Here is a 25,755-nt window from a genome sequence, read left to right on the forward strand (position 1 = left end):
CCGACTGGAGAATTCATGTTGCGATTGGATGACCGGCGCCTGCTCGGCGCCCTGGACGAGCTGGCGTCCCTCGGTGCCATCGAGGGCGGCGGCTGCGCGCGCCTCGCGCTTACCGACGAGGACAGGGCCGGACGCGACCTGGTGGTGGGCTGGATGAAGGCGCTGGGCCTCGCCGTGACGGTCGACGCGATCGGCAACGTGATCGGCCTGCGGGCCGGCACCGAGGACCTCGCGCCGGTCATGACCGGCAGTCATATCGACACGGTGCGCACCGGGGGCCGCTACGACGGCAATTACGGCGTGCTGGCTGGTCTCGAGGTCGTTCGGGCGCTGAATGAGGCCGGCGTGACGACGCGCCGGCCGATCGCCGTCGCGGTCTTCACCAACGAGGAGGGCGCCCGCTTCCAGCCCGACATGATGGGCAGTCTGGTCTATGTCGGCGGCCTCGGGCTCAACGAGGCCTACGCTGCGTGCGACAAGGACGGTGCCTCGGTTGGCGACGAGCTGCGGCGCATCGGCTATCTCGGCCCCGCGACGCCCGGCGGCCTGAAGCCGCACGCCTTCGTCGAGCTGCATATCGAGCAGGGACCGATCCTCGACGAGGAAAACACTCAGATCGGCGTGGTCGAGAGCGTGCAGGGCATCTCGTGGACGGAGTACACAGTGACCGGCGTCTCCAACCATGCCGGCACCACGCCGATGCGCCTGCGCCGCGACGCGGGCTATCTCGCCGCCTCGGTCAACCTGTTCGCCCGCAAGCTCGCCTGGGAGATGGGCGGCAACCAGGTGGCAACAGTGGGTTCGCTGGCGCTACGGCCCAACATCATCAACGTCGTGCCCAATCGCGCGGTCTTCTCGGTCGATCTGCGCAACACCGACGAGGCGAAGCTTCAGGAAGCCGAGGCGCGGGTCGCGGCGCACATCGCGGAGGTCGCGAAGGCTGAGCGGGTCGAGGTCGAGGCGAAGGTGCTGGCGCGCTTCGAGCCGGTGATCTTCGATGCGGGCCTGGTCGACCGGGTCGAGCATCATGCCAAAGCGATGTCGCTCAGCACGCGGCGCATGCCGTCCGGCGCCGGCCACGACGCCCAGATGATGCAGCGCATCTGCCCGACGGCCATGATCTTCGTGCCGTCGGTGGCAGGCCTCAGCCACAATGTGAAGGAACACACCGAGGCGGCCGACCTCGCGGTCGGCGCGCAACTGCTGCTCAACGTGATGCTGGAACTGGCCGGGTAGGCGGTGAAGCAGCCCGAGAAGAACCTCGCCGAGCAGGTCATGGTGCGGCTGAGTGGCGACATACGCGGCGGTCGCCTCGCGCCGGGCACGCGCCTGCCGACCGAACAGATGCTGACGACGGAGCTGGGCGTGAGCCGCACTGTGGTGCGCGAAGCCGTGGCGGCGTTGCGCGCCGACGGGCTGATCGTGACGCGTCGCGGTTCCGGCGCTTATGTGGCCGACCCGTCAGCCGGGCCGTTTCGCATCGTGCCGCCGCAGGCGACCTCGCTGTCCGACATCCTGAATGTCATGGAATTGCGTCTGGCGATCGAGGTGCAGGCAGCGGGTCTGGCCGCCGAGCGCGCGGACCGAAAGCAGCTCGGCTCGATCCGTGCGGCATGGCGTGCGATCGATGCCGCCCTGAAGCGCGGCGAAGGTGCCGTCGTCGAGGATTTCTCCTTCCATCGCGCCATCGCCGAGGCGACCGGCAACGACCAGTTCCCGGGCTTCCTGGCCTATCTCGGCAGTCACGTGATCCCTCGCCAGAGCGTGCGGCTGGACGTGGATACGCCGGCCGAACGCCGTCTCTATCTCGAACGCATCCAGGCCGAGCACACGCGCATCGTGACGGCCATCGTCGACAGGGAGCCGGGGGAAGCGCGGCGCGCCATGCGCGACCATCTCACGCGTTCTCTCGACCGCTATCGAACCCTTGCAGGAGGAAGCAGGAATGGCCGACGCTAAGAACACGCGCCGCATCGTCTTCACCGGCGCCGCCGGCGGCATCGGCACCATGACGCGGCCTCTGCTGGCCAGGCTCTATCCCGGCCTGGTGCTGAGCGACCGGGTCGAGCCCGCGGATCTGCAGCCGCACGAGACGTTCGTCTCCGCCGATCTCACCCGGCCCGACGAGGTCGCCGCGCTGCTCGCGGGCGCCGACAGCGTCATCCATCTCGGCGGTCACTCGGTCGAGGGCACGTGGGACCAGATCCTGCAGGCCAACATCATCGGCTGCTACAACGTCTTCGAGGCGGCGCGCGAGGCGGGCGTGAAGCGCGTGATCTTTGCCTCGTCCAACCACGCGATCGGCTTCTATCCGCGCAAGAAGCGCATCGGCACCGACGTCACCGTGCGGCCCGACAGTCGCTACGGCGTCAGCAAGGTGTTCGGCGAGTCGCTGGGGGCGCTCTATTCCGACAAGCACGGCATTGCGGTGACCTGCCTCCGCATCGGCAATGTCGGACCGAGGCCGCTCGACGTGCGGCGCCTGTCCATCTGGATCTCGCCGCGCGATCTGGTGCAGCTCTTCCAGATCGGGCTCGACCATCCCGACCTGCGCTACGAGATCTTCTATGGGGCGTCGGACAATGCGGCGGGCTGGTGGGACAATTCGCGGGCGAATCGGTTCGGCTATCGACAGCGGGACAAGGCCGAGGATCATCGCGCCCACGCCGAGGCGGAGCAGGCAAAGATCGGACCAGATCCGGTCGGGGATCTCTTCCAGGGCGGCAGTTTTTGCTCGGCAGAGTTCACCAACGACGTGAAGCGCGCCGGGCCCTAGGCGCTATACTCGGCGGCAAGAGGTGACGATGACGCGTTTTCTGACTGTCGGCGCGGCGCAGATGGGTCCCATCCAGCGCAGCCATACCCGTCGTGACGTCGTGGAGCGGCTGATCGCCCATCTGCGCGAGGCAAGGCGCATGGGCTGCGAGCTCGTGGTGTTTCCCGAGCTCACCCTCACGACTTTCTTTCCGCGCTGGTGGATGCAGGACCAGGCCGAGGTCGATTCCTTCTTCGAGCAGGAGATGCCGTCCAACGAGACGGCGGCGCTGTTCACCGAGGCCAGGCGGCTGTCGATGGGCTTCTGTCTGGGCTATGCGGAGCTGGCCAACGAGGAAGGGCGCGTCCGGCGTTTCAATACCTCCATCCTGGTCGAGCGCGACGGCAGCATCGTGGGCAAGTACCGCAAGGTCCATCTGCCGGGCCATGCCGAACACGAGCCCGAGCGGCCGTTCCAGCATCTCGAGAAGCGCTATTTCGAGGTCGGCAATCTCGGCTTCCCGGTCGTGAAGGCGTTCGGCGGCAACATGGGCATGTGCATCTGCAACGACCGCCGCTGGCCCGAGACCTATCGCGTGATGGGCCTGCAGAATGTCGAGATGGTGCTGCTGGGCTACAACACGCCGCTGCACAATGCGCCGTCGCCCGACCATGACGAGCATTCGTGGTTCCACAACCAGCTCTCGATGCAGGCCGGTGCCTACCAGAACGGGACGTGGGTCGTCGGCGTCGCCAAGGGCGGCACCGAGGAGGGCGTCCCGTCGCTGGCCGACAGCATGATCGTGGCGCCGTCGGGCAAGGTCGTGGCGCGCGCCGGCGGCGAGGGCGACGAGCTGATCGTCCATCGCTGCGATCTCGACGCGGGGAAGAGCTACAAGACGACGACCTTCAACTTCGCCGTCCACCGCCAGCCCGACCAGTACCGCATGATCGTCGAACGCAAGGGCGCGATCGATCCGGCCTGACGCTCAGACGACTTCGCTCTTCGCGAAGTTGCCGTAGGAGCGCTCCGGCGTGCCGCGGAACAGCGACATGTGCGTGTGGGTGGCCACGAACGGGTCGCCCACCGCCTTGCGCCCCAGCACGACCGTCGTGCGGCCCGGCCGGTCGAAGCGGTCGCCGTTGGGATGGAAGCCGTGGGATTGCCACACGCCCATGCCGACGGCGGTCAGCCGGTCGGCCGAGACGATGGCCTCGATCTTCGAGAGGTCGTAGCGGAACTCGCGGATCGTGCCCCAGACGTTGCGCCACTGCTTCTGCTCGGCCAGATCGCGGCCGATCATGAAGTCGGTGAAGGTGCCGAAGGCAATCATGTCGTCGGCGAAGATCGGGCGCGCGCCTTCGTAGTCGACGGCGCGGCAATGCTTCGACAGCGTGTCGAACCACTGGCGCACGGCGGCGAGGTCGTCGGCGGTGACGGGAATCCTAAGGTTCATCGCAAGCCTCTCCTAGAGTCCGAAACGCTGCCAGAGCGCGCGCTCCTCGAGCGCGGCCAGGGTGGCGGGGCCGATATTGTCGATCCCACCGCCGATCCAGGTCTGCAGGCCGAAGCGCGACAGCAGACGTCGACGCGGGCCGATGACGGGCAGGCGGACCTTGTCGCCATAGCGGCCCTGCAGTGTGGCGCGCAGTTCGCCGAACCCGTCGACCAGGCCGAAGTCGATGCCGCGCCGCGCCGTCCAGAACTCGCCGCTGAACAGGACGGATTCGTCGCCCTTCAGAACCTTGCCGCGCCGCTGGCGGATCCAGTCCTTGAAGCCGTCATGGATCTCCGCCTGCAGCCGCTTCAGGCGCTCGACGTCTTCGGGTTGCTCGGGCCGAAAGGGATCGAGCATCGACTTGTTCTCGCCCGACGTATGGACGCGGCGCTCCACGCCGATGCGGGCGATCAGGTCCTGGAAGCCAAAGCCCGAGCTGATGACCCCGATCGAGCCCACGATCGAACTCGGATCGGCGATGATCTCGTCGGCAGCACAGGCCAGCCAGTAGCCGCCCGAAGCGGCGACGTCCTCGATGAAGGCGATGACAGGCAGGCCTTTCTCGGCGGCATGCATCCTGATGCGTTGCGCGATCAGCGCGGACTGCACGGGTGAGCCGCCGGGCGAGTTCAGCGACAGCGCGACGGCCTTGGCGCCGCGCATCTCGAAGGCGCGCTTCAGCAAGGGCGCAACGGATTCGATCGACAGCCCGCGACTGCCGAGTAGTCCGCCGGAGGCGATGACGCCGGAGAGACGAACGACGGGCACGACCGGCCCGCGGTGAAAACGATCCCTGATCCAATTCAGCATACCGGGCACTGTCGCGGGCGTGCCCCTAGAAGGCAAGCGGCTGGCCGTGGCGCAGGATGCCTTCTGCCTCGTCGGTGTAACCGCCGCCGGGCCGATGCAGCACCAGCGGCGCCGCGTCCCGGCGGCGCAGTTCGCGTGCAGGGCGCGCGCGAACCAGCACGCGGGCTGCAGGTGGCAGGGGCTTCACGGTGACGTCGCCCCAGCCCAGACCGGCCAAGATGGCGATGATCTCGTCGAGACGATCGCTGCGGTGAATGACGAGCAGACTCCCTGCAGGTTTCAGGGCGCCCGTTGCCACGGTCAGCCACCGCGCGAGATCCGCGCTCGATTCGACGGTGGCCAGCGCCTTGCTGGGGTCGGGCGAGGGATCGGCGACCGCCGCCGGGAGGTAGGGCGGATTGGTCGCGACATGGTCGAACGGGCCGAGACCGGCGGGCAGCGGCTTCGCCAGATCGTGAACGAGCGTGCGGACACGATCAGAGGCGTCGTTAAGTCGGGCATTGCGCTCCGCCAGCGCCGCCAGCGCCGGTTGTAGTTCGATTCCGGTGACGTCGCAGCCCGGCACCCGGGCGGCGACGCACAGGCCGACGGCGCCGACACCCGCGCCGAGATCGAGCACGCTCTCGCCGGGCCTCGCATCGACGGCGGCGGCCAGCAATACAGCGTCGACCGCGATTCGATATCCGCGCCTCGGCTGCAAAAGCTTCACACGACCGCCCATCACGGCATTTTCGGTCGGCGCGCAATCCATGCTAGTCATCTCGAACGAAATCATCCCGCAGCAACAGGCTTCACGGAGAGTTGGCCTTCCGTCATGGCAACCGTCGTCTCTCTCGAAGGCAAGCGCAAGTCGCCCAGCCTCGAACCCCTTCTGGCGCTCTGCACCGACGACATGGGACGGGTCGATCGCGAGATCGTGGTCCGCATGCGGTCACCGGTCGCGCTGATCCCCGAACTGGCCAACCACCTGGTCGGCGCCGGCGGCAAGCGCATGCGTCCGCTGCTCACCGTCGCGGCGGCGCGGCTGTGTGGTTACAGCGAGGGCAGCGACCGTCACATCAAGCTCGCGACCTGCGTCGAGTTCATCCATTCCGCCACGTTGCTGCATGACGATGTCGTCGACGTGAGCGCGCTGCGCCGCGGCAAGCCGACCGCCAACACCGTATGGGGCGACAAAGCCTCGGTGCTGGTCGGCGACTTCCTGTTCACACGCGCCTTCGAGTTGATGGTCGAGGTCGGTTCGCTCGACATCCTCGGCGTGCTGTCGAACGCCTCCTCGACGATCGCCGAAGGCGAGGTGCTGCAGCTGGTCAGCCAGCGCGACATCAGCACCCCCGAGTCGACCTATCTCGAGATCATCAAGGCCAAGACCGCCAAGCTGTTCGCCGCGGCCGCCGAAGTCGGCGCGATGGTGGCCGGTCGCAACGGCCCCGAGCGGGTGGCGCTGCAGAGCTTCGGGATGAATCTCGGTATCGCCTTCCAGCTCGTCGACGACGCCCTCGATTATTCCGGCCGCGAGGCCAAGCTCGGCAAGTCGGTCGGCGACGACTTCCGCGAGGGCAAGATCACCCTGCCTGTCATTCTCGCCTTCCTGCGAGGCGGCGCCGTCGATCGCGAGTTCTGGAAGCGCACCATCGAGAAGCTCGACCAGCGTCCCGATGATCTCGAACAGGCGTACGGCCTGATCGAGCGGCACGGCGCCCTGGCCGACACGCTGGAGCGCGCGCGCCACTATGGCGCCATGGCGCGCGACGCGCTGGGGCTGTTCCCGAGCACACCGCTCAAGGCGGCCCTGCTGGAGGCAGTCGACTTCGCCATCGACCGCGCTCACTAGACGGCGTCGCGCCATGGCTGCCCAATACGTCCTCGCCATCGACCAGGGCACGACCAGCACCCGCGCCATCGTCTTCGATGCGGGCGGCCGCCCGGTTGCCTCGGCGCAGAAGGAACTGCCGCAGATCTTTCCCAAGCCCGGCTGGGTCGAGCACGATCCCGAAGAAATCTGGTCGGCGACGGTCGAGGTCTGCCGTGACGCGCTCGCCAAGGCGAAGCTCGACGCCGGGGACCTGGCCGGCATCGGTATCACCAATCAGCGCGAAACCACGGTCGTCTGGGATCGCGCGACCGGCAAGCCGATCCACAACGCCATCGTCTGGCAGGATCGGCGCACCGCCGATCGCTGTGCCGAATTGAAGAAGGAAGGGCACGAGCCGCTCTTCACCGATCGCACCGGCCTCCTGCTCGATCCGTATTTCTCCGGCACGAAGATCGCCTGGATCATCGACCATGTCGCCGGCGCCCGTGCCGCCGCGAATCGGGGCGCTCTCGCGGCCGGCACGATCGAGTGCTTCTTGCTGTGGCGGCTGACCGGCGGCTCGGTCCATGCGAGCGACGCCACCAATGCCAGCCGTTCGCTGCTGCTCGACATCCGCAAGGGCACCTGGGATGCCGAGCTGATGAAAATCCTGGGCGTGCCGGCGTCGCTGCTGCCCAAGGTCGTCGACTGTTCCGGCGAACTCGGCGTTGCCGAGGCCGGAATTCTCGGCGCACCAGTTCCCATCCTCGGCATGGCCGGCGACCAGCAGGCGGCCACCGTCGGCCAGGCCTGTATCAAGCCCGGCATGGTGAAGGCGACCTACGGCACGGGCTGTTTCGCGCTGCTCAACACCGGCAGCATCGCCGTGCATTCCCGCCACCGCCTGCTGACGACGATCGCCTATCAGCTCGACGGGCGGCGCACCTATGCGCTCGAAGGCAGCATCTTCATTGCCGGCGCCGCCGTGCAATGGCTGCGCGACGGGCTGAAGCTGATCGAGAAATCCTCCGACGTCGAGAAGGTCGCCGCCGGCGCCAAGGACGGGCACGGAGTCTACATGGTGCCGGCCTTCGTGGGCCTGGGCGCGCCGCATTGGGATCCGGAGGCGCGCGCGGCCATTCTAGGCCTCACGCGGGATTCGGGGCCCGGCGAGATCGCCGCCGCGACCCTCGACTCGGTCTGCTACCAGACGCGCGACCTGCTCGAGGCGATGCGCGGCGACGGTGCCCAGATCGACGAGCTGCGGGTCGATGGCGGGATGGTGGTGAACGACCCGCTGATGCAGCGGCTGGCCGACACGGCGGGCACGCCGGTCGAGCGGCCGGAGGTGACCGAGACGACCGCGCTGGGCGCCGCCTTCCTGGCCGGCCTCAAGGCGGGCCTGTGGCCGTCGCTCGACGCCCTGTCGAAGACATGGGTGCTCGACCGGGCTTTCGTGCCGGCGGAGGACGCCGCCTCGCGCGACCGCCGCTATGCCGGCTGGCAGGACGCGGTCCGCCGGGTGCGCAGTTCCTGATTGCTGGCCCGGGGCGCGGCCTTTAGGTTGCGCCCGCCATGAAAGCCCGCGCCAATCCCGTCTATTGCAGCATCGACACGATCGATCTCGCCCACGCCACCAAGCTGATCCAGAGCGTCGCCGGAGGGCCGAAGCCGGCTGTCGGTGGCATCAAGCTCGGGCTGGAATTCTTCCTGGCCCATGGCGCGCCAGGTGTGCGCTACGCCTTTCCGACGCCGGTGCGCGCGACGGGCGTGGGCTTCTTCCTCGATCTCAAGCTGCACGACATTCCCAACACGGTGGCCGGCGGCATCCGCGCGGTGGTCGACCTCGCGCCCACCTTCATCACGATCCATGCGGGCGGTGGCCGCGAGATGATGAAGGCGGCGGTCGAAGAGGCCGGTTCGCAGGCGGCGAAACTGAATGTCGCGCGACCGAAGCTGCTCGGCGTCACCGTTCTCACCTCGCTCGACCGGTCCGATCTCGAATCGACCGGCGTCAACGCCGATCCGTCCGAGCAGGTACTGCGGCTCGCCGCATTGGCGCATGAAAGCGGCCTCGATGGCGTGATCTGCTCGCCCCACGAGATCGCGGCCCTGCGCAAGCAATGTGGTCCCGACTTCGTGCTGATGGTGCCGGGCATCCGCCCCGTTGGCAGCGCCGCCAACGATCAGAAGCGGGCAATGACGCCGCGCCAGGCGGTCGATCTCGGCGCCAGCAACCTGGTCGTCGGGCGGCCGATCTATCAGGCGGCCGATCCGCGCGCCGCCGCCGAGGCGATCGCGCGCGAGGCCGGCGTCAACGACCTATGACCGTCGAAGCCAAAATCTGCGGGCTGTCGACGCCGGAGACGGTCGATGCGGCAGTGGAAGCCGGCGCGGGCTTCGTGGGCTTCGTCACCTTCCCGCGCTCGCCGCGCCATATCGAGTCGCTCGATCTACTGAAGTCGCTCGGCGCGCGGGTCCCGAGCCGTGTCACTCGCGTCGGCCTGTTCGTCGATGCCGACGATGCGCTGATCGACGCGCGTCTGGCGACCGGCGCGATCGACATGCTGCAGCTTCATGGTGCCGAAACGGCCGAGCGGGTGGCTGCGCTGAAGGCACGCACCGGAAAGCCGGTGATCAAGGCCATCAAGGTCGCCGACCCCGCGGACGTCGAGCGCGGCATAGCGGCCTATGCCGGCGTCGCCGACCGGCTGATGTTCGATGCCGCCGACGGCACGCTGCCGGGCGGCAACGCGAAGGCCTTCGACTGGACCTTTCTCTCGGGCCGGACCGTGCCGGTGCCCTGGTTCCTCGCCGGCGGACTCAACCCCGGGAATGTCGCCCAGGCGGTCCGCGTCACCGGCGCGCGCGCCGTCGACGTCTCTTCTGGTGTAGAAGCGGCACGCGGTGTGAAATCCACTGAATTGATCCGCGCCTTTTTGGGCGCCGTACGAGTGCTTTGAGGAGCTGAGGGCATGAAAGTCGAAGAGCGGCTGAAGGAGCTCGGCATCGAGCTTCCCGAGGCCACCACGCCGATGGGAAGCTACGTCAATGCCGTGCGTACCGGCAACCTGCTCTACATGGCCGGGAAGGGGCCGGGCCTGCCCGGCAAGCCGCTGCCGGTGGGCAAGGTGGGACGTGATTTCTCGCTCGAGCAGGCCAATCGCCTCGCACGCGACACCGGTCTCAGCATTCTCGGCGCCCTCAAGGCCGAGCTGGGCGACCTCGATCGCGTGAAGCGCATCGTCAAGGTGCTGGGCATGGTCAATGCCACGTCGGAATACGGCAGCCATCCGGAAGTGATCAACGGCTGCTCGGATCTCTTCGTCGAGGTGTTCGGCGAGAAGGGCCGCCATGCCCGGTCCGCGGTCGGCATGGGCTCGCTGCCGCGCGGCATCCCGGTCGAGATCGAGGTGATCGTCGAACTCGAGGACGATGCGCCGCCGCCGGCGCCCGCCGTTACGGCCAAGCCGGCCGTTGCCCGGCGCAAGGCTGCGCCCGCCCCCAAGGTGAAGGCCGCCCCCAAGGCGAAAGCAGCCAAGAAGAAGAAAAACTAGGGCTTTTGACCGACCCCCGCCGGGACTGCTAATCCGGCCCGTCCCGACAGGAAGAACAATGCCCAGCGCACCCAACAGTTTCCGCACCGGCCCCGACGAGCGGGGGCATTTCGGCATTTTCGGCGGCCGCTACGTCGCCGAGACGCTGATGCCGCTGATCCTCGAGCTGGAGAAGGCCTACAACGACGCCAAGGCCGATCCGTCGTTCCAGAACGAGCTCGACTATCTGCTGGAGCACTATGCCGGTCGCCCCAGCCCGCTCTATTTCGCCAAGCGTCTGACCGAGAAGCTGGGCGGCGCGAAGATCTACTTCAAGCGCGACGAGCTGAACCACACGGGCAGCCACAAGATCAACAACGTGCTGGGCCAGGTTCTGATGGCCAAGCGCATGGGCAAGACGCGGGTCATCGCCGAGACCGGCGCCGGCCAGCATGGCGTCGCCACCGCCACCGCCTGCGCGCTGTTCGACATTCCCTGCGTGGTCTTCATGGGGGCCGTCGACGTCGAACGTCAGGCGCCCAACGTCGTGCGCATGAACATGCTGGGGGCCGAAGTGCGCGCCGTGACGGCGGGCTCGGCCACGCTCAAGGACGCCATGAACGAGGCGCTGCGCGACTGGGTCGCGACTTGCGAGAACACGTTCTACTGCATCGGCACCGTGGCGGGTCCGCATCCCTATCCGGCGATGGTGCGCGATTTCCAGTGCGTCATCGGCAACGAGACGCGCGTGCAGATGATGAAGGCCGAGGGCCGTCTGCCCGACACGCTGGTGGCTTGCATCGGCGGCGGCTCGAATGCGATGGGCCTGTTCCACCCGTTCCTCGACGACAAGGGCGTGCGCCTCGTCGGCGTCGAGGCGGGCGGCAAGGGTGTGGAGACCGGCGAGCATGCCGCGTCGCTCACGGGGGGCCGCCCGGGCGTGCTTCACGGCAACCGCACCTATCTGCTGCAGGACGAGGAAGGCCAGATCACCGAGGCGCATTCGATCTCCGCCGGCCTCGATTACCCGGGCATCGGGCCCGAGCACTCCTGGCTGAAGGAGATGGGCCGCATTGAATACGTGTCGGCCACCGACGCCGAGGCGCTCGCGGCCTTCCAGATGCTGTGCAAGCTCGAGGGCATCATACCGGCGCTCGAGCCCGCCCATGCTCTGGGGCACGTGATCAAGCTCGCGCCGACCTTGCCGAAGGACAATCTGCTGGTGATGAATCTCTGCGGACGCGGTGACAAGGATGTCTTTGCCGTAGCCGAACGCCTCGGGATGAAGATCTGACCATGAGCCGCATCGCCAAGCGCTTCGCCCGACTCAAGGCCGACAAACGGGCCGGTCTCGTCACCTACGTCACGGCCGGCGATCCCAACCTCGACGTCAGCTACCAGATCCTGAAGGGCCTGCCGGCGGCCGGCGCCGATCTCATCGAGCTCGGCATGCCCTTCACCGACCCGATGGCCGACGGCCCGTCGATCCAGCTCGCCGGTCAACGCGCGCTGAAGGCCGGCATCACTGTCGATGCGACCTTCGACATGGTGCGTCGCTTTCGCAAGGAAACCGGCGACAACGACACGCCGATCCTGCTGATGGGCTACTACAATCTCGTCTACCAGCGCGGCCCCGAGCGCTTCTGCAAGGATGCCGCCGCCGCCGGTGTCGACGGTTTCATCCTGGTCGACCTGCCGCCGGAAGAGGCCGATGAACTCAAGCCCTATGCGGTCGCGGCCGGCATCGACACCGTGCTGTTGACGGCCCCCACCACCGACGACGAGCGCCTGCCGGCGGTGCTGAAGTATTCTTCCGGTTTCGTCTATTTCGTCTCGGTGCTGGGCATCACCGGCACCAGTTCGGCGACCGAGGAAGCCGTGCGCACCCATGTCGAGCGCATCAAGCGTCACACCGAATTGCCGATCGGCGTGGGCTTCGGCATCCGCACGCCCGATCAGGCTGCGGCCATCGCGCGTCACGCCGATGCCGCGGTCGTGGGCTCCGCCATCGTCGAGCGCGTGAAGGCCGGCCTCGACGACCACGGCAAGGCCAAGCCCGACCTCATCCCCGGCGTCTTCGCCTACATCAAGGCCCTCGCCGACGGCGTCAGGGGCGTGCGCAAGGCTTAGTTCGTGTCATCCTGGCCGTAGCGAAGGATCTCACGTCAGCGCCGGAGTCCTTCGGTCGTTCCGTCAGGTCCTTCGCCGCGCTCAGGACGACAGCTGAGTGCCAACCCGTCCTAATCCTCGAAGTTGAGATCGGCGACGTAGGGGTTGGTCTTGCGTTCCCAGCCGAAGGTCGAGGTCTGGCCGTGGCCGGGGACGAAGGTGATGTCGTCGCCGAACGGCCACAGGCGGTGGCGGATCGACTCGAGGAGCTGGTCGTGATTGCCGCGCGGGAAATCCGTGCGGCCGATCGAGCCGCGGAACAGCACGTCGCCCACGAACGCGACCTTTGCGGGCTTGTTCACGAACACGACATGGCCCGGCGTGTGGCCCGGGCAGTGCACCACGTCGAAGGTCGCGTTGCCGAGGCTCACCGTCTCGCCGTGGGTCAGCCAGCGGTCGGGCACGAACGGCTTGTAGACGGGGAAATTGTACTTGGCGCCCGACTCCGGCAGCCCCTCGATCAGGAACAGGTCGTCCTCGTGCGGCCCCTCGATCTTGACGCCATAGTGCTCGGCCATGGTACCGGCGGCCGAGGCATGGTCGACATGGCCGTGGGTCAGCAGGACCTTGGTGACCTTGATGCCCTGCTGGTCGATCGCCTGTCTGAGCATGTCGAAGTCGCCGCCCGGATCGACGGCGGTGCCCTCCATGGTTTCGTCGCACCACACGATGGAGCAGTTCTGCTGGAACGGGGTGACGGGGGCGATCATGACCTTGAGCATCCTTCCGATCTAATGCCTCCCGTGGGCGGTTGGAAGGGCGTATGCTGCCGATCCCTCCGGCACCGATGGCAATGAACGTGCGTCTTCTCCTGTGCATCCTGGGCCTGTTCGCCCTGTCGCTGGCCCCGGCGCGGGCCCAGATCGCCCCCGTGGCCTCGCCCTCGGGACCCGTCCCGGCGGGGCCCTATGTCGTGGTCGACGTGGCGACCGGCGAGGCCCTGCTGGACCGCAATGCCGGAACGCTCTGGTATCCCGCGTCGCTCACCAAGATGATGACGCTCTATATCGTCTTCGAGGAGCTCAAGTCCGGTCGCCTCCAACTCAACGCAACGCTTTCGTTCACGGAGAATGCCCGCACCAAGCCATCTTCCCACCTGGGCCTGGCGCAGGGCCGGACCATCACGGTCGAGCAGGGAATACAGGCGCTGGTCGCCCGGTCGGCAAACGACGTGGCGACGGCTTTCGGCGAGCGCCTCTCGGGCTCGGAGCCGGCCTTCGGCCAGCGCATGACCGAGACGGCGCAGCGGCTGGGCATGACGGCCACGACCTTCCGCAACGCCAACGGCCTGCCGGATCCGGCACAGACCACGACCGCGCGCGACATGGCCATCCTGGCCCTCGCGATCATCAAGGACTTCCCGCAGTATTACGGCTACTTCCGCACCAAGGAGTTCATGCTGGGCAGCCAGCGGATCGGGCCGGGCATCAAGTTCCTCGATCTCTATTCGCCCTATGCCGACGGCTTCAAGACCGGCTTCATCTGCGCCTCGGGATTCAACATCGTGGGCAGCGCGGTGCGCGACGGCAGGCGGCTTGTCGCCGTCGCTTTCGGGTTCCGCCGCGCCGACCTGCGCGACGAATTCCTCGTCCGCCTGTTCGACGAGGCCTATGCGCTCAAGACCGGCGGCAACCGGCAGAAGATCTGGCAGCTGCGCAACGGCGAGGGCGGTCCGGTGACGGTGCTGCCCTACGGCGAATGCGGCGGCATCCGCTACGACATGCCAGGCGATGCCGTCTGGCTTGGCACGTTCGGCGACTGGCGGACGGCGAAGAATGCGTTCGATGCCGGACAGGCGAGCCTCATGGCCATGGGCGTGAGGCACCCCGGCAGGGAGTACATCCTCCCTGTTACTTCGAACAAGGTGACGAAACAGGCCGCTATCATCGCCGACCTCGAGCCGGCGTCGGCGCAGAGACTGTGCGCCGAATACCAAGCCCGGAAATCTTTCTGTGTCGTGAAGAAACCTTCGGACTTCTCGGCGCCCTATAGCGGCTTCTGGCGCTGACCTTGGCCCATCCCCTCATTCGTGCGATACCGCGCCCATGAACTGGCTGACCAATTTCGTCCGCCCCAAGCTGCGTGCGCTGGTCGCCCGCAAGGAAGTGCCGGACAATCTCTGGGTGAAGTGCCCGAAGTGCGAACAGATGCTGTTCACGCGCGACTGGGAGGCCAATCAGGAGGTCTGCAGTCACTGCGGCCATCACATGCGGCTGCGTCCGATGAAGCGGCTGCCGTTTCTCTTCGACGAGGGCAAGTACGAGCTGCATCCGCTGCCGCGGGTGAATGCCGATCCGCTCAAGTTTCGCGACACCAAGCGCTATGACGCGCGCCTGAAGGAGGCCCAGGCCAAGGCCGAGGGCACGACCGATGCGCTGGTCGTGGCGAGCGGCCTGATGGGCAGCCGCCTGTCCGTCGTGGCGCTGCTCGACTTCGGCTTCATGGGCGGCTCGATGGGCACCGCCGTGGGCGAGGGGCTGGTCATGGCCGCCGACCTCGCCGTCGCCCGCGGGGCGCCGCTGATTGTCTTCTCGGCCTCGGGCGGCGCGCGCATGCAGGAAGGCATCCTCTCGCTGATGCAGCTCACGCGCACCACAATCGCGGTGCGCAAGGTCAAGCAGGCGGGGCTGCCCTATATCGTGGTGCTGACCGATCCGACCACCGGCGGCGTCTCGGCCTCGTTCGCCATGCTGGGCGACGTCCACATCGCCGAGCCCGACGCCATCATCGGCTTCGCCGGCCCGCGCGTGATCCAGGACACGATCCGCCAGGAGCTGCCCGAGGGCTTTCAACGTTCGGAGTACCTGCTGGAGCACGGCATGGTCGATGCCGTCGTGCACCGTCACAAGCTCCGCGAGACCCTGATCCGCATGGTCTCTCTGTTCATGGATCCGCTGGTCGTCGAGAGCCGCGCCCTCGCGGAGACCGGTCGCTGACGTGACCGCGAACGATCCGATCGTTCAACGCCTGATGAGCCATCATCCGAGGGTCATCACCCTCGGGCTGGAGCGCATCGAGCGTCTGCTCGTGCGGCTGGGATCGCCGGAGCGGAAACTGCCGCCGCTGATCCATGTCGCCGGCACCAACGGCAAGGGCTCGCTGGTCGCCTATCTGCGCGCCATCGCCGAAGCCGCCGGCTATCGCGTGCACGTCTATACCTCGCCGCATCTCGTGCACTTCAACGAGCGCATCCGCATCGCCGGCAGGCTGATCGACGATCACGAACTCGACGAGATGCTGACCGAGTGCGAGGAAGCCAACGGCGACACGCCGATCTCCTTCTTCGACATCACCACCGCGCTGGCGTTCCTGGCCTTCTCGCGCGTGCCGGCCGACCTCGGCATCATCGAGGTCGGCATGGGCGGCCGCTTCGACAGCACCAACGTGATCGAGCCCGCTCTGTCGGCCATCACGCCGGTCGGCTACGACCACACGGGCTTCCTGGGCGACAAGCTCGAAGGCATCGCCTGGGAGAAGGCGGGCATCCTGAAGCGCGCGACCCCCGGCGTGATCGGCCGGCAGCGCGACGTCAGTGCGCAGGTGATCGAGGCCGAGGCGGCCAAGCTCGCCGCGCCGTTGTTCCGGATGGGCCGCGAGTGGCAGGTGATGCCGAAGGACTCGGGCTTTCGCTACGAAAGCGATCTTCTCACGCTCGACCTGCCCAACCCGGCGCTGGCGGGCGCCCACCAGATCGACAATGCCGCGACCGCGGTCGCCTGCATCGAGCGTCTGAGGGCGGCGCGTTTCGACGTCGACGACACCGCGATCCGCAAGGGTCTCGGCTCCGTCGAGTGGCCGGCGCGGTTGCAGCGCCTCACCAAAGGACCGTTGCCGGGTTCGCTGCCTCCCGGATGCGAGCTCTGGCTCGATGGCGGCCACAACGAGGATTGCGGCATCGTGCTGGGCCGCATGGCGGCGGAATGGGCGAAGGAGCCGGCAGCGCTGCCGCTCTATCTCGTCTTTGCCATGCAGACGACCAAGGATGCCTCCGGCTTCCTGCGACCGCTGGCGCGCTACGCAAGCTCGGCCCGTGCGGTGCCGTTCCCCGAGGGGCATGCCGCCTATACGCCGCAGGAAGCCTGTGCGCGGGCGGCCGATGTCGGGCTGGATTGCGCGCCCGCAAACGACATCGGCGCGGCACTGGAGGACCTGATGGCCACCCAGCCCGCGCCGATGCGCATTCTCATCTGCGGCTCGCTCTACCTTGCGGGCGAGGTCCTCGTCCGCAACGGCTGAGTCGGGCGCCGATCAAACGACGGTGTTGATCCAGCTCACCAGCTTCTGCTTCGGCTCGGCGCCGATCTTGGTGGCGGCGACCTGGCCGTTCTTGAACAGCAGCAGGGTCGGGATCGACCGCACGCCATAGCGCGTCGGCACCATCGGGTTCTCGTCGATGTTGACCTTCACGACCTTGAGCTTGCCGTCCATATCCTTGGCGATGTCCTCGAGCGACGGGCCGATCATGCGGCAGGGGCCGCACCACTCGGCCCAGAAGTCGACGAGGACGGGCGTGTCGGACTTCAGGACTTCCTCTTCGAAGGAAGCATCGGTTGCTTTGACGGTCATCGCGGGTTCTCCCAAAAACACTTACAGGCCGGTCGATGGGACCGGCGCCGCCCTTGGCCCAGAAGCTAGGAACGCACGCCCCCCGAGTCAAGATGCGGCAGCATAAGGCATTGATTTGTCTAGGGTTTCTTCTGCGATCTCCATCAGCCGGGGGGCCGCTGTCCAGAGCAGGAAGGCTCTCACCCGCCGGCCGGGATAAATGCGCTGGAGCAGGGCGCGATAGAGCGCGAGCTGGCGGCGATAGACCAGCGCCACGCCCTCGGCCGAGTCCGGCGGCGGGCGGTTGGTCTTGTAGTCGACGATCAGGACTTCCGTGTCCGAGATGGCCAGACGATCGACCTGGCCGCTCACCGTGAAGGTGCCGCGCGGCGTCTGCAGGGTGCCGATCAACGGCACTTCCGCGCGCGACCCTGGAGCGAACAACGCGGCGTGCGCCGTCGCCTCGGTGACGGCGAGCGCTTCGCTCGCCCATTGCTCGACGTCTTCGGGCGAGAGCCCGTGCGCCGGCTGCGCCAGGAAGCGGCGCGCCGCCTCACCGCGCTGCGCCGCCGGCAGGCCGGGGAGATGGCGCAGCAGATCGTGCAACAGCAGGCCGCGCTGCCAGCGCCGTGGATCGTCGACGATCAGCGGACTGTAGGCGCGCGGCGCGGCGGCGGCCTCGTCGGGCAGAGGCTGCGAGGGCGCGAGCGGCGTCGGCGGATCGGGTTCGCCCGGCGCCGGCTCGGTCCACCAGTCCGGCAGCGGCGCCTCGTCGGCAATTGGCAGCTCGGGCTGCTCGGCCTCGACGATATGGCCTTCGTTCGCGAGCTCGAAGCCGTCGCCCGCCCAGCCCTCCGGCAGAAGCGACTTAAAGTCGAAGGTCTTCGCCACGGCGCGTACGCGGGACGGCGAGTCGTCGGGTATCGCGGCCTCGGTGCTGGCGCGCAGGCCGGCCTCGATCCGCTCGTACCAGCAGCCGCGATCGGCCTTGCGGGTGCCTGTCCAGCCGCCGACATAGAGCCGGTCCTCGGCACGCGTCATGGCGACGTACAGCAGGCGGTTCTGTTCCTCCAAGGTGCGGCCGTGGATCTCGTTGCGCCAGCTGCGCGCCGCCTCGTTGGCGTCGTCGGTGCGCGGCAGCCAGAGCCGGGCTTCGTCGTCGGTGCCGGCCAGCAGACGCTCACGGTTTTGCGGCACCCGCGTCGTGTCGGGCAGGTAGACGATCGGCGCCTGCAGGCCCTTCGAGGCGTGCACCGTCAGGATGCGCAACTCGCGCCGCCGGTTCTGGTCGAGGTCGCGCTTGATCTCGCCGCCCCCCGTCTCGAACCAGCGCAGGAAGCCCTGCAGCGAGCCACCCTCGATCCCCTGGTATTGCAGCGCGCGCGCCAGCAACTCGTCGATGGGATCGGAGGCCTCGCGGCCCAGCCGCTCCATCAACCGCCGCCGGCCGCCCTGCGGGCCGAGCGCGCGGGCGAAGAAGTCGAAGGGCGTGTCGTAGTCGGCGCGCTTCAGCCAGTCGGCGAGGATCGCGTAAGCTGCAGCGAAGGGCGCCGTGGCCGCGCGCTCGCGCAGGGCGCGCCACAGATGGCCGGGGCGCTTCCAGGCCAGGCTGAAGAGCTGGTCCTCGTCGAGTCCGATCAGCGGCGACTTCAGCAGGGCCGCGAGATTGAGATCGTCCTGCGGCAGCAGGACGAAGCGCGCCATTGCCAGCAGATCCTGGATGGCGAGGTCCTGGCCGAGGTTCAGCCGGTCGACGCCCGCGACCTCGACGCCCTCGCGCTTCAGCGCCCTCACCAGCGCATTGACGAACTCGTTGCGCCGCCTCACCAGCACCATGAAGTGGCCGGCATGCAGCGTCTCGCCATCGCGTGCGCGACGCTCCGTGCCGATCAGTTGCTTGGCATGCGCGGCGATCAATCGTGCCAGCCGTTCGTGCGGCAGGCCCTGTGCCGTGCCGCTTCCCATGGCTTCGATATCCGCCGTATCGGCCTCGTCGTCGCTGCCGACGACCAGGGGCCAGAGTTCGACCCGCCCCGGCTCATTCTTGCGGCTGGGCACGTGCCGCACCGTCCCGGCCTCACCGACACCGCGCGCCGTGTCGGCCTCGCCCAACACCCAGTCGACGGCATCGAGCACGGCGGGTGTCGAGCGGAACGAGACGTTGAGGCCGACCGGCACGAACATCCGGTCGGCGATGCGGCTGCGCTCGTCGAACCAGAGGCGCATCTCCTCGAGCTTGCGTGGATCGGCGCGCTGGAAGCCGAAGATCGACTGCTTGGTGTCGCCGACGGCGAAGATGGTGCGGCTGCGCCCGACCGCGCCTTCGCCCACGAAGAACTCCTCGGTGAGGCGGCGGATCACTTCCCACTGGTCGGGATTGGTGTCCTGCGCCTCGTCGACCAGCACGTGATCGATGCCGCCGTCGAGCTTGAAGAGCACCCAGGCGGCTGATTCCGCCGTCTCCAGCAGGCGGCGTGTCGCCACGATCAGATCGTCGTAGTCGAGCACGGCGCGGCGGCGCTTGGCGCGCGTGTAGCGGTCGGCGATGTCGAGGCCCAGCCGCAGCAGGGCCAGGGTCAGGTCGACGAGCGCCTGCCCGCGGGCGCATTCGAGTCGCGCGGCCTCGGCCTGGAGGATTTCGACGATGCCGGGCAGGCGCTTCTGCGCCGCCTTGGTCGCCAGCGTCTTGCGCAGCTGGCCCTTGTCGGTGAAGAACACGCCTCGATAGGCGGGACTGAGATCGTCGAGCCCGCCGTCCAGCCAGGCAGCGATCCTCTGGCCGTTCGGCCCATCGGTCTTGCCGCCGGTTTCGATCAAGGCCCGCGCCGCTTCGCGCAGCGCGGCCTCGTCGAGCGATGCCGCGCCCTCGCACTCCAGCTGCTGGCGCAAGCGCGCCCCCAGTTTCGCGAGACCGCCCTCGTCGACGACACGGGCGAGCAGCCACGCCCGCTCGCTCAGCAGACGTGTCATCAGCTCGGCGTATTCGGCGATCGAGACCTTGGCGGCGACGAGGGCCAGGGCGGCCGCGAGCGCCGGCGGCGCGTCGCTGCGTGCCAGGGCTTCCATCTGCTCGTTCTGAACGCGGCGCAGGATCGTCTGCGCCTCGGCCTCGTCGAGGATATCGAAGCCCGGTGCGACGCCCGCTTCGAGCGGGAAGCGTTTCAGCAATGCCTGGCAGAAGGCGTGGATGGTCAGGATGTTGATGCCGCCCGGCGCATCCAGCACACGCGCGAAGAGGCGACGGGCCACGACGCGCTGCGCCGGATCGGGCGCCCGGTCGATCAGCTTGGCGATGCCGGTGTCGAGCGTAGCCTCGTCGGCCAGTGCCCAGCGGCCGAGCTGATGGGCGAGCCGGTTGCGCATTTCGGCGGCCGCCGCCTTGGTGAACGTGAGGCAGAGGATGCGCTCGGGTTTGACGCCTTCGAGCAGTAGCCGCGTCACGCGGTCGGTGAGGACCTTCGTCTTGCCCGTGCCGGCATTGGCCACGACCCAGGCGGAATGATCGGGCGTGGTGGCGCGGCGCTGCGCATCGGTCGCCAGGGCGATGGCGTCGAGCACGTCGCTCATTCCTCGCCGCCTCCCGCCGTCGACCATTCCGAGATCCGCTCGAGATGGGCGTAGTCGTTGAAGTGCGGTCCGTACGCAGGCCAGGGCAGCGCCATATAGGGCGTGTTGGGGTTAGAGAAATGCTCCGCCATCTTCTCGACCAGCGCCATTACCTCGGCCACGAGCTCGTCGCTGCCCTCGATCTCGCTTACCTTGCCGCCGTCGTCGAGGCCGTTGGCCTGCCAGTATGAGAGGCGCACCGTCTTCGCCTTGCCGTCGATCTTCTCGAAGCCGCCACGTTGGGCCATCGCCGCTTCCAGCAGGAGCTGCGGCGCGAACAGCGCCTCTAGTTCTTTCTTTGTCGGCACACGGCCGGTCTTGTAGTCGATGACTTCCCAGGCTCCGCGCTCCAGTTCGTCGACCCTGTCGGCACGCGCCTCGATGCGCAGTGGCCGTGCCGCCGGTCCGACGGTGATCGCCCCCTCCGTCTCGCTGTCCAGTAGCCGGGTGCCGGTAGCGCGACGTGCATTTTCCTCAGTGACGAACCAGCGCGCGAGGCGCTGGAAGCGCGGCCACCAGAAGGCGCGTTCCGCCGGCGCCGTCAGCAGCTCGGCGAGATGTTTTTCGCCGAGCGCTTCGAACTCACGCACGGCATCGGGCGGCAGCACGCCCGAGGGATGCCTTTTCAGGAATTCATCGAGCGCGTCGTGCAGGGCGTTGCCGCGATCGGCCGCGCCCAGCTCCTCTTCCAGCGCTTTCAGTGCTTTCAGATCGAGGATGCGCCTCGCATAGAGACCGTAGGGATCGCGCCGCCATTGCTCGACGCTCGAAACCGACAGCCTCGTGGGCCGCGCTTCGACCGGCGGACGCGGTTCGGGGCGCGGCCATGGCGCGTAGGTATCCGGCCGGTCGATCGCCTCGGCCCAGGCGAGGAAGCTGTGACGACCGCGCTGGATGTATTCCGGCACCGGTGCGCTGCCGCCGGGCTCATAGCCGAACAGCGCATCGAGCCGCGCCAGCCAGCGCGACGGCACGGTGGGTGCGCCGCCTTCGCGTTCCGCGCGCGTCAGCAGCACCCGCTCGGCGCCGAGGGCCGCCACGAAATCGTGCGCCGAGAGGCCGATCCGACGCTCGGGCTGCTGCAGCCCGAGTTCGGCGCGCATCGGGCGATTGATCCACGGGCCCGTCTCGACGGCGGGTGGCCAGGTGCCTTCGTTGAGGCCGCCCAGCACCAGAAGGTCGGCGCGCTGCAGACGGGCTTCGAGCGGTCCCCAGATCGACAGGCGCGGGTGGCGTCCGAAGGCCGGGCGGATCGTTTCCGGCTCCAGCATCGCCGCGAACAGGCCGGGCCATTCGCCGGATGCGATCGCGGGACGGTTGGCCCAGGCGGTGCGCAGGCGCCCCAGCGCGTCTGCCAGCGCACTGCCCGCATCGCCCGACCACAATTTCTCGGGCGGTGAGATTTTCTCGGCGGCGGCGATCGTGGCGGCAAGCAGCGCATCGGGCTCGGCCTCGCCCTGCATCAGCTCGACGAGGGGCCGCGTCGCTTCGTCGAGCCGGTCGAGCAGCATCTTCACGGCGGCGCGATCGCCGGGATCGCCGAATTTCGCTTCGTCGACGCGGGCGCGGATCGACGGCAATCCCGGCGTCGGCTTGAGGCCGCGCAGACACTTGCGGTCGAGTCGTCGCGTCGCGGCGAGCACGAAGGCGCGGTCGAGGCCCAGGATGCAGAGTGGATGCTTGAGGAGCGCCAGCAGCTCGACCGGCGCAAAGTCCGCATCGACCCCGGCGATCAGCGCGTGCAGCAGCGCGGCGGACGGCGTGTCCACCAGCGGCGTGCCGGCCGAATCGTCGATGTCGATCTGCCAGCGTTTCAGTTCGGCCGACACGCGACGCGCCAGCGCGCGGTCGGGCGTCACGAGCGCGGCCGTGCGTCCCGGCGTGTCGAGCACGCTGCGCAGCGCCAGCGCGACCACCAGCGCCTCCTGATGCGGCGTGGCACAGTCGGCGCGGGTCACGTGTTCCAGGGAAGCGGGTTCCGGCCTGTTCCAGGACTCGCTGGTCTCCGCCGGCCGCATCAGCTCGGTAATCAGGAAGTGCCGCGCGGAGGCGCTCGCCGCGCCAGGCCATTCCTCGACATCCGCGCGCACGACGCCCAGCGCGCTCAGGAGTTCACGCAGGCCGTATTGCGGATGCGATGGATCGAGAGCCTCCCAACTCGCCGCGTCCATGTCGCGATCGAGACCCGGCAGGACCACGGCGCCCTGCGGCAAGCCGGCGATCGCCGCGAGCAGGTCGCGCGTCGCGGGCTGCGAGCCGGTCGAGCCCGCCGCGATCACCGGCGTCTGCGGCGGTCGCGCCCGCCAGCGGTCGGCCTGGTTGCGGATCGCGCGCGTGCGCCGGTCGATGGCGTCAATCTGCCCGCGCGCCGCGAGCACCTGCGGCCAGTGTTCGCCCACGATGGCGAGGAACTTCAGCGTGCGCTGCCAATGGCTCGCGAAGTTGCCTTCGACCAGCCCTTCGAGTTGAGAGAACGACACGCCCTCGATGGCCAGTTCGTCGAGCAGGCGGCCGAGTTCGCGCGCCAGCTTCAGCGCCTGCGCGGCAGACTGCGCGATGGGATGGCCCTGGTCGTCGGTGAAGGCGGCCACGAGCGCAGTCAGAAGCGCGTCGCGCTCCGCGGGATCGATGGCGGGCGGCAGGGTGAGCGCATCGCCTTCGCCGGAGGCGATCTCCCATTCGCCGTCGTCGACATCCCCCAATGGCGCCATGCGCGGCAGAATCGTGGGCGTGCCATCGGCGGCGCGCAGGAAGGCTTCGCGCAGGGCGCGCACGGAGCGCCGCGTCGGCAGGAGGATCAGTACGTCGGCCAGGGCCAGCGGATCGCCGCCATGTTCGGCCAGCACCACGCGCGCCAACTCGTCGGCGAAGCGGCGTTCCGTGCCGATGGTGAAGAGGCCCTTCACCCCAGCACGCGTTCCGCCTCGGCAAGCGCCGAGGGCGTGCCGATGTGGAACCAGTCACCATCATGCACGAGGCCATGCAGCCGACCGGCCTGCTCGGCACGGTTCCACAGCTTCAGGAGCGAGAAGGGGCCTTCGGGCGAACCGTTGAACAGGCGCGAATCGCAGACGGAGACACTGGCGAACATATAGGGCGCCGTCTCGGCCGTGCCGCGATGGCGGACGCGACCATCGGGCTCGAGATAGTAGTCGCCGCGATCCTTTTCCTCGCAACCGTAAGCGGTGGCGCGCGGATGCAGCAGCAGCAACGCGTCCATGCGGTCGGGATTCCAGGCGGCTGCGAGACGTCCGATCATCGATTCCGGTCCGTCGCGCCACAGCCCGTCGCCGTTCAGCACGAAGAAGGGCGCGTTGCCCAGCAGGGGGAGGGCGTTGCGGACGCTGCCGCCGGTTTCAAGAAGATGATCCTCGCGGATGATGCGGGCACGGCCGCCCAGCCGGTCGGCGATCTGGCTGCCCAGGTGATGAACGTTCACGACGATGTTCTGGACGCCGGTGCGTTGCAGGCGATCCAGGGAGCGTTCGAGCATCGAACGACCGGCGACGGGGATCAGTGGCTTGGGCGTGGAATCGGTGAGCGGCCGCATGCGCTCGCCGCGGCCCGCCGCCAGGATCATCGCGCTGCGGATCACGAACCTGCTCCGATGCGGCGCAGCTCCGGCGGCAGGGTGCGATCGACCCAGGCGCGAAGGGGTGACAGCGCCTCGTGCTGCAGGGCGCGCTCGAACATACGCCACACGCGCGGCAGGTGGCGCAGATAGTCGGGCTTGCCGTCACGGCGCAGCAGGCGGACGAAAAGCCCGATGATGCGGGCATGGCGTTGCGCGGCCATCAGCGCGAAGCCGGTGCGGAAACCCGCGGCGTCGGCGATCCCCGCCTCGCCGACATAGCGGTCGAGGCAGGCGGCATGGACGGCGGGCGCTACGTCGCGGCGCGCATCCTCGATCAGCGAGACAAGATCGTAGGACGGATGGCCGCGCTGGGCGTCCTGGAAATCGAGCAGGCCGCAGGCCTTCACGCCGGGGCGTGCCGGCAGCCACAGGAGATTGTCCTGGTGATAGTCGCGTAGCAGCAGCGCCTCGGCCGTCGCGGGGAGGGCTGCCAGGCATTCGTGCCACGCCGCGACGTAACGCGCGAACTCCTCGGGCGGCGTCGGTGTGCCGGTCGCTTCCGGAAGGTACCATTCCGGCAGCAGCATCGCGGCCTCGATCAGTGCATCGCCGGCATAGGCGCCGAGGCCGGGCAGCAGGCTGCGCTCGCCGGCGCGATGGATCTGGACCAGCACGTCGGTCGCCCGGCCGTAGAGTTCGCCCTCGTCACCGCCCGCCGCCAGCACGCGCGCATAGGTGTCGTCGCCGAAATCCTCCAGCAGCAGGAAGCCCTGCTCGGCATCCTCCGCGAGAATCTCCGGCGCGCTGAGGCCGAGCGCGATCAGATGCTGGCCGATCCGTACGAAAGACCGTACGTCCTCCTGCGGCGGCGGGGCGTCCATGACGACTGCCGAGCCGCGCGGCCGCGTCAGGCGGAAATACTTGCGGAACGAGGCGTCGCCCGCCAGCAGGCGTTCGCCGGCATCGCCCCAGCCGGCGCGATTCACGAACTCGGCGCGCAGCCGGTCGCGTTCAGATTTCGCCAAAACGGGAGTCTCCTTCCAGGATCGCGCGCCGGCCCTCGCCCTCCGCCGACAGGCTGACGGTGAGCCGCTCGCGCGGCAGAAGCGGGCCGAGTCGCTCGGCCCATTCGACCAGGATCACGCCGTCGGCGCGGGCCTCTTCCCAGCCCAGTTCGAAGACCTGTTCGGGCTCCTCCAGGCGATAGAGGTCGAAATGCCAGAAGAGGCCGCGAGCGGTCTCGTAGACCTCGACGAGGGTGAAGGTGGGGCTGGGGACGATCAGGGCCTGGTCGCCGGCGGCGGCGCGTAGGAGGGCGCGTGCGAGGGTCGTCTTGCCGGCGCCGAGGCCGCCTTCCAGCGCCACGACGTCGCGCGGCTGCAGGCGGGCGGCCAAAGCTGCGCCCAGCCGCTCGGTCGCGGCCTCATCGGGAAGGGGCAAAGAAAAAGTCGGCATCTTTCGATGCCG

General features: G+C 68.3%; 24 protein-coding genes. 14 read left to right on the forward strand and 10 right to left on the reverse strand.

The genetic code is table 11. The features are described from left to right. Positions 1–15: 15 nt before the first annotated feature. The 4 genes from ACO07K_RS28580 to ACO07K_RS28595 are packed head-to-tail and all read left to right on the forward strand — an operon-like array spanning position 16 to position 3,740. Positions 16–1,236, forward strand: a complete 1,221-nt coding sequence (locus ACO07K_RS28580; RefSeq protein WP_422033798.1) for a Zn-dependent hydrolase — start codon at positions 16–18, stop codon at positions 1,234–1,236. A gap of 3 nt (positions 1,237–1,239) precedes the next feature. Next, positions 1,240–1,959 carry a FadR/GntR family transcriptional regulator gene (locus tag ACO07K_RS28585; protein WP_422033799.1) on the forward strand — a complete coding sequence of 240 codons (720 nt, stop codon included), beginning with the start codon at positions 1,240–1,242 and terminating at the stop codon, positions 1,957–1,959. Further along, on the forward strand, positions 1,946–2,776 hold the full coding sequence (locus ACO07K_RS28590) for an NAD-dependent epimerase/dehydratase family protein (protein ID WP_422033800.1): 831 nt from the start codon (positions 1,946–1,948) through the stop codon (positions 2,774–2,776). The genes ACO07K_RS28585 and ACO07K_RS28590 overlap by 14 nt, the downstream gene beginning before the upstream one ends. 28 nt (positions 2,777–2,804) lie before the next feature. Beyond that, the gene (locus ACO07K_RS28595) at positions 2,805–3,740 is read left to right on the forward strand and encodes an N-carbamoyl-D-amino-acid hydrolase (protein ID WP_422033801.1); all 936 of its coding nucleotides are present in this window, start codon (positions 2,805–2,807) and stop codon (positions 3,738–3,740) included. 3 nt (positions 3,741–3,743) lie between these two features. Here the strand turns inward: ACO07K_RS28595 and ACO07K_RS28600 are convergent, their stop codons facing one another. From ACO07K_RS28600 to ACO07K_RS28610, 3 genes are read right to left on the reverse strand one after another with little or no spacing between them, the layout of a single operon-like run. Then, on the reverse strand, positions 3,744–4,211 hold the full coding sequence (locus ACO07K_RS28600) for a YybH family protein (protein WP_422033802.1): 468 nt from the start codon (positions 4,209–4,211) through the stop codon (positions 3,744–3,746). 12 nt (positions 4,212–4,223) lie between these two features. After that, positions 4,224–5,063 carry a S49 family peptidase gene (locus ACO07K_RS28605; RefSeq protein WP_422033803.1) on the reverse strand — a complete coding sequence of 280 codons (840 nt, stop codon included), beginning with the start codon at positions 5,061–5,063 and terminating at the stop codon, positions 4,224–4,226. 25 nt (positions 5,064–5,088) lie between these two features. Beyond that, on the reverse strand, positions 5,089–5,814 hold the full coding sequence (locus ACO07K_RS28610) for a tRNA1(Val) (adenine(37)-N6)-methyltransferase (RefSeq protein WP_422033804.1): 726 nt from the start codon (positions 5,812–5,814) through the stop codon (positions 5,089–5,091). A 63-nt stretch (positions 5,815–5,877) separates the two neighbouring features. Here ACO07K_RS28610 and ACO07K_RS28615 point away from each other — a divergent pair, with 63 nt between their 5' ends. The 7 genes from ACO07K_RS28615 to trpA are packed head-to-tail and all read left to right on the forward strand — an operon-like array spanning position 5,878 to position 12,524. Then, the gene (locus tag ACO07K_RS28615) at positions 5,878–6,897 is read left to right on the forward strand and encodes a polyprenyl synthetase family protein (RefSeq protein WP_422033805.1); all 1,020 of its coding nucleotides are present in this window, start codon (positions 5,878–5,880) and stop codon (positions 6,895–6,897) included. A gap of 13 nt (positions 6,898–6,910) precedes the next feature. Next, positions 6,911–8,395 (forward strand): glycerol kinase GlpK, encoded by a 1,485-nt coding sequence (glpK, locus tag ACO07K_RS28620; RefSeq protein ID WP_422033806.1) that lies wholly within the window; start codon positions 6,911–6,913, stop codon positions 8,393–8,395. 38 nt (positions 8,396–8,433) lie between these two features. Then, positions 8,434–9,186 (forward strand): orotidine-5'-phosphate decarboxylase, encoded by a 753-nt coding sequence (gene pyrF / locus ACO07K_RS28625; RefSeq protein ID WP_422033807.1) that lies wholly within the window; start codon positions 8,434–8,436, stop codon positions 9,184–9,186. Then, a complete protein-coding gene (locus ACO07K_RS28630) occupies positions 9,183–9,821 on the forward strand; it encodes a phosphoribosylanthranilate isomerase (protein WP_422033808.1) in 639 nt (212 codons plus the stop codon). The genes pyrF and ACO07K_RS28630 overlap by 4 nt, the downstream gene beginning before the upstream one ends. Positions 9,822–9,833: 12 nt before the next feature. Then, positions 9,834–10,415 carry a RidA family protein gene (locus ACO07K_RS28635; RefSeq protein ID WP_422017757.1) on the forward strand — a complete coding sequence of 194 codons (582 nt, stop codon included), beginning with the start codon at positions 9,834–9,836 and terminating at the stop codon, positions 10,413–10,415. Positions 10,416–10,473: 58 nt separating this feature from the next. Continuing rightward, positions 10,474–11,688 carry a tryptophan synthase subunit beta gene (gene trpB, locus ACO07K_RS28640; RefSeq protein ID WP_298309246.1) on the forward strand — a complete coding sequence of 405 codons (1,215 nt, stop codon included), beginning with the start codon at positions 10,474–10,476 and terminating at the stop codon, positions 11,686–11,688. Positions 11,689–11,690: 2 nt separating this feature from the next. After that, positions 11,691–12,524, forward strand: a complete 834-nt coding sequence (trpA, locus tag ACO07K_RS28645) for a tryptophan synthase subunit alpha (protein WP_422017753.1) — start codon at positions 11,691–11,693, stop codon at positions 12,522–12,524. A 110-nt stretch (positions 12,525–12,634) separates the two neighbouring features. Here trpA and ACO07K_RS28650 read toward each other — a convergent pair whose 3' ends face one another. Continuing rightward, a complete protein-coding gene (locus ACO07K_RS28650; RefSeq protein ID WP_422033809.1) occupies positions 12,635–13,273 on the reverse strand; it encodes an MBL fold metallo-hydrolase in 639 nt (212 codons plus the stop codon). Positions 13,274–13,326: 53 nt separating this feature from the next. Between ACO07K_RS28650 and ACO07K_RS28655 the strand changes: the two genes are divergently transcribed. Genes ACO07K_RS28655 through ACO07K_RS28665 form a run of 3 tightly spaced genes read left to right on the forward strand, consistent with a single transcriptional unit; the run spans position 13,327 to position 16,799 of the window. Continuing rightward, positions 13,327–14,571, forward strand: a complete 1,245-nt coding sequence (locus ACO07K_RS28655; protein WP_422033810.1) for a D-alanyl-D-alanine carboxypeptidase family protein — start codon at positions 13,327–13,329, stop codon at positions 14,569–14,571. 37 nt (positions 14,572–14,608) lie between these two features. Next, positions 14,609–15,499 carry an acetyl-CoA carboxylase, carboxyltransferase subunit beta gene (gene accD, locus ACO07K_RS28660; protein ID WP_298309233.1) on the forward strand — a complete coding sequence of 297 codons (891 nt, stop codon included), beginning with the start codon at positions 14,609–14,611 and terminating at the stop codon, positions 15,497–15,499. 1 nt (position 15,500) lies between these two features. Further along, positions 15,501–16,799 (forward strand): bifunctional folylpolyglutamate synthase/dihydrofolate synthase, encoded by a 1,299-nt coding sequence (locus ACO07K_RS28665; RefSeq protein ID WP_422033811.1) that lies wholly within the window; start codon positions 15,501–15,503, stop codon positions 16,797–16,799. 12 nt (positions 16,800–16,811) lie between these two features. On the opposite strand, the gene trxA is transcribed toward ACO07K_RS28665, so the two are convergent. The 6 genes from trxA to tsaE all read right to left on the reverse strand — a co-directional run bounded on the left by trxA (position 16,812) and on the right by tsaE (position 25,743). Beyond that, positions 16,812–17,129 carry a thioredoxin gene (gene trxA, locus ACO07K_RS28670; RefSeq protein WP_298309228.1) on the reverse strand — a complete coding sequence of 106 codons (318 nt, stop codon included), beginning with the start codon at positions 17,127–17,129 and terminating at the stop codon, positions 16,812–16,814. 87 nt (positions 17,130–17,216) lie between these two features. After that, the gene (gene addA / locus ACO07K_RS28675) at positions 17,217–20,675 is read right to left on the reverse strand and encodes a double-strand break repair helicase AddA (RefSeq protein ID WP_422033812.1); all 3,459 of its coding nucleotides are present in this window, start codon (positions 20,673–20,675) and stop codon (positions 17,217–17,219) included. Beyond that, positions 20,672–23,620: a double-strand break repair protein AddB gene (gene addB / locus ACO07K_RS28680; protein ID WP_422033813.1), complete on the reverse strand. Its 2,949-nt coding sequence runs from the start codon at positions 23,618–23,620 to the stop codon at positions 20,672–20,674. The genes addA and addB overlap by 4 nt, the downstream gene beginning before the upstream one ends. Next, positions 23,617–24,309 (reverse strand): nucleotidyltransferase family protein, encoded by a 693-nt coding sequence (locus ACO07K_RS28685; RefSeq protein ID WP_422033814.1) that lies wholly within the window; start codon positions 24,307–24,309, stop codon positions 23,617–23,619. Before ACO07K_RS28685 ends, addB begins: the two co-directional genes overlap by 4 nt. Continuing rightward, positions 24,306–25,313, reverse strand: a complete 1,008-nt coding sequence (locus ACO07K_RS28690; RefSeq protein ID WP_422033815.1) for an aminoglycoside phosphotransferase family protein — start codon at positions 25,311–25,313, stop codon at positions 24,306–24,308. The genes ACO07K_RS28685 and ACO07K_RS28690 overlap by 4 nt, the downstream gene beginning before the upstream one ends. Then, positions 25,300–25,743 (reverse strand): tRNA (adenosine(37)-N6)-threonylcarbamoyltransferase complex ATPase subunit type 1 TsaE, encoded by a 444-nt coding sequence (gene tsaE / locus ACO07K_RS28695; RefSeq protein WP_422033816.1) that lies wholly within the window; start codon positions 25,741–25,743, stop codon positions 25,300–25,302. The genes ACO07K_RS28690 and tsaE overlap by 14 nt, the downstream gene beginning before the upstream one ends. Between the last annotated feature and the right edge of the window lie 12 nt (positions 25,744–25,755).

Origin of the sequence: Reyranella sp., from assembly GCF_965228225.1 — a bacterium.
Taxonomy (GTDB): Bacteria; Pseudomonadota; Alphaproteobacteria; order Reyranellales; family Reyranellaceae; genus Reyranella.

What these genes read in the sequence shown, in the direction of transcription:
- glpK (WP_422033806.1), top strand. Translation starts at nt 6,911, where the DNA reads ATGGCTGCCCAATACGTCCTCGCCATCGACCAGGGCACGACCAGCACC.
- ACO07K_RS28615 (WP_422033805.1), top strand. Translation starts at nt 5,878, where the DNA reads ATGGCAACCGTCGTCTCTCTCGAAGGCAAGCGCAAGTCGCCCAGCCTC.
- ACO07K_RS28600 (WP_422033802.1), bottom strand. Translation starts at nt 4,211, where the DNA reads ATGAACCTTAGGATTCCCGTCACCGCCGACGACCTCGCCGCCGTGCGC.
- accD (WP_298309233.1), top strand. Translation starts at nt 14,609, where the DNA reads ATGAACTGGCTGACCAATTTCGTCCGCCCCAAGCTGCGTGCGCTGGTC.
- ACO07K_RS28650 (WP_422033809.1), bottom strand. Translation starts at nt 13,273, where the DNA reads ATGATCGCCCCCGTCACCCCGTTCCAGCAGAACTGCTCCATCGTGTGG.
- pyrF (WP_422033807.1), top strand. Translation starts at nt 8,434, where the DNA reads ATGAAAGCCCGCGCCAATCCCGTCTATTGCAGCATCGACACGATCGAT.
- trpA (WP_422017753.1), top strand. Translation starts at nt 11,691, where the DNA reads ATGAGCCGCATCGCCAAGCGCTTCGCCCGACTCAAGGCCGACAAACGG.
- tsaE (WP_422033816.1), bottom strand. Translation starts at nt 25,743, where the DNA reads ATGCCGACTTTTTCTTTGCCCCTTCCCGATGAGGCCGCGACCGAGCGG.
- ACO07K_RS28635 (WP_422017757.1), top strand. Translation starts at nt 9,834, where the DNA reads ATGAAAGTCGAAGAGCGGCTGAAGGAGCTCGGCATCGAGCTTCCCGAG.
- ACO07K_RS28655 (WP_422033810.1), top strand. Translation starts at nt 13,327, where the DNA reads ATGCTGCCGATCCCTCCGGCACCGATGGCAATGAACGTGCGTCTTCTC.
- trxA (WP_298309228.1), bottom strand. Translation starts at nt 17,129, where the DNA reads ATGACCGTCAAAGCAACCGATGCTTCCTTCGAAGAGGAAGTCCTGAAG.
- trpB (WP_298309246.1), top strand. Translation starts at nt 10,474, where the DNA reads ATGCCCAGCGCACCCAACAGTTTCCGCACCGGCCCCGACGAGCGGGGG.
- ACO07K_RS28605 (WP_422033803.1), bottom strand. Translation starts at nt 5,063, where the DNA reads ATGCTGAATTGGATCAGGGATCGTTTTCACCGCGGGCCGGTCGTGCCC.
- ACO07K_RS28590 (WP_422033800.1), top strand. Translation starts at nt 1,946, where the DNA reads ATGGCCGACGCTAAGAACACGCGCCGCATCGTCTTCACCGGCGCCGCC.
- ACO07K_RS28610 (WP_422033804.1), bottom strand. Translation starts at nt 5,814, where the DNA reads ATGGATTGCGCGCCGACCGAAAATGCCGTGATGGGCGGTCGTGTGAAG.
- ACO07K_RS28595 (WP_422033801.1), top strand. Translation starts at nt 2,805, where the DNA reads ATGACGCGTTTTCTGACTGTCGGCGCGGCGCAGATGGGTCCCATCCAG.
- ACO07K_RS28630 (WP_422033808.1), top strand. Translation starts at nt 9,183, where the DNA reads ATGACCGTCGAAGCCAAAATCTGCGGGCTGTCGACGCCGGAGACGGTC.
- addA (WP_422033812.1), bottom strand. Translation starts at nt 20,675, where the DNA reads ATGAGCGACGTGCTCGACGCCATCGCCCTGGCGACCGATGCGCAGCGC.
- ACO07K_RS28580 (WP_422033798.1), top strand. Translation starts at nt 16, where the DNA reads ATGTTGCGATTGGATGACCGGCGCCTGCTCGGCGCCCTGGACGAGCTG.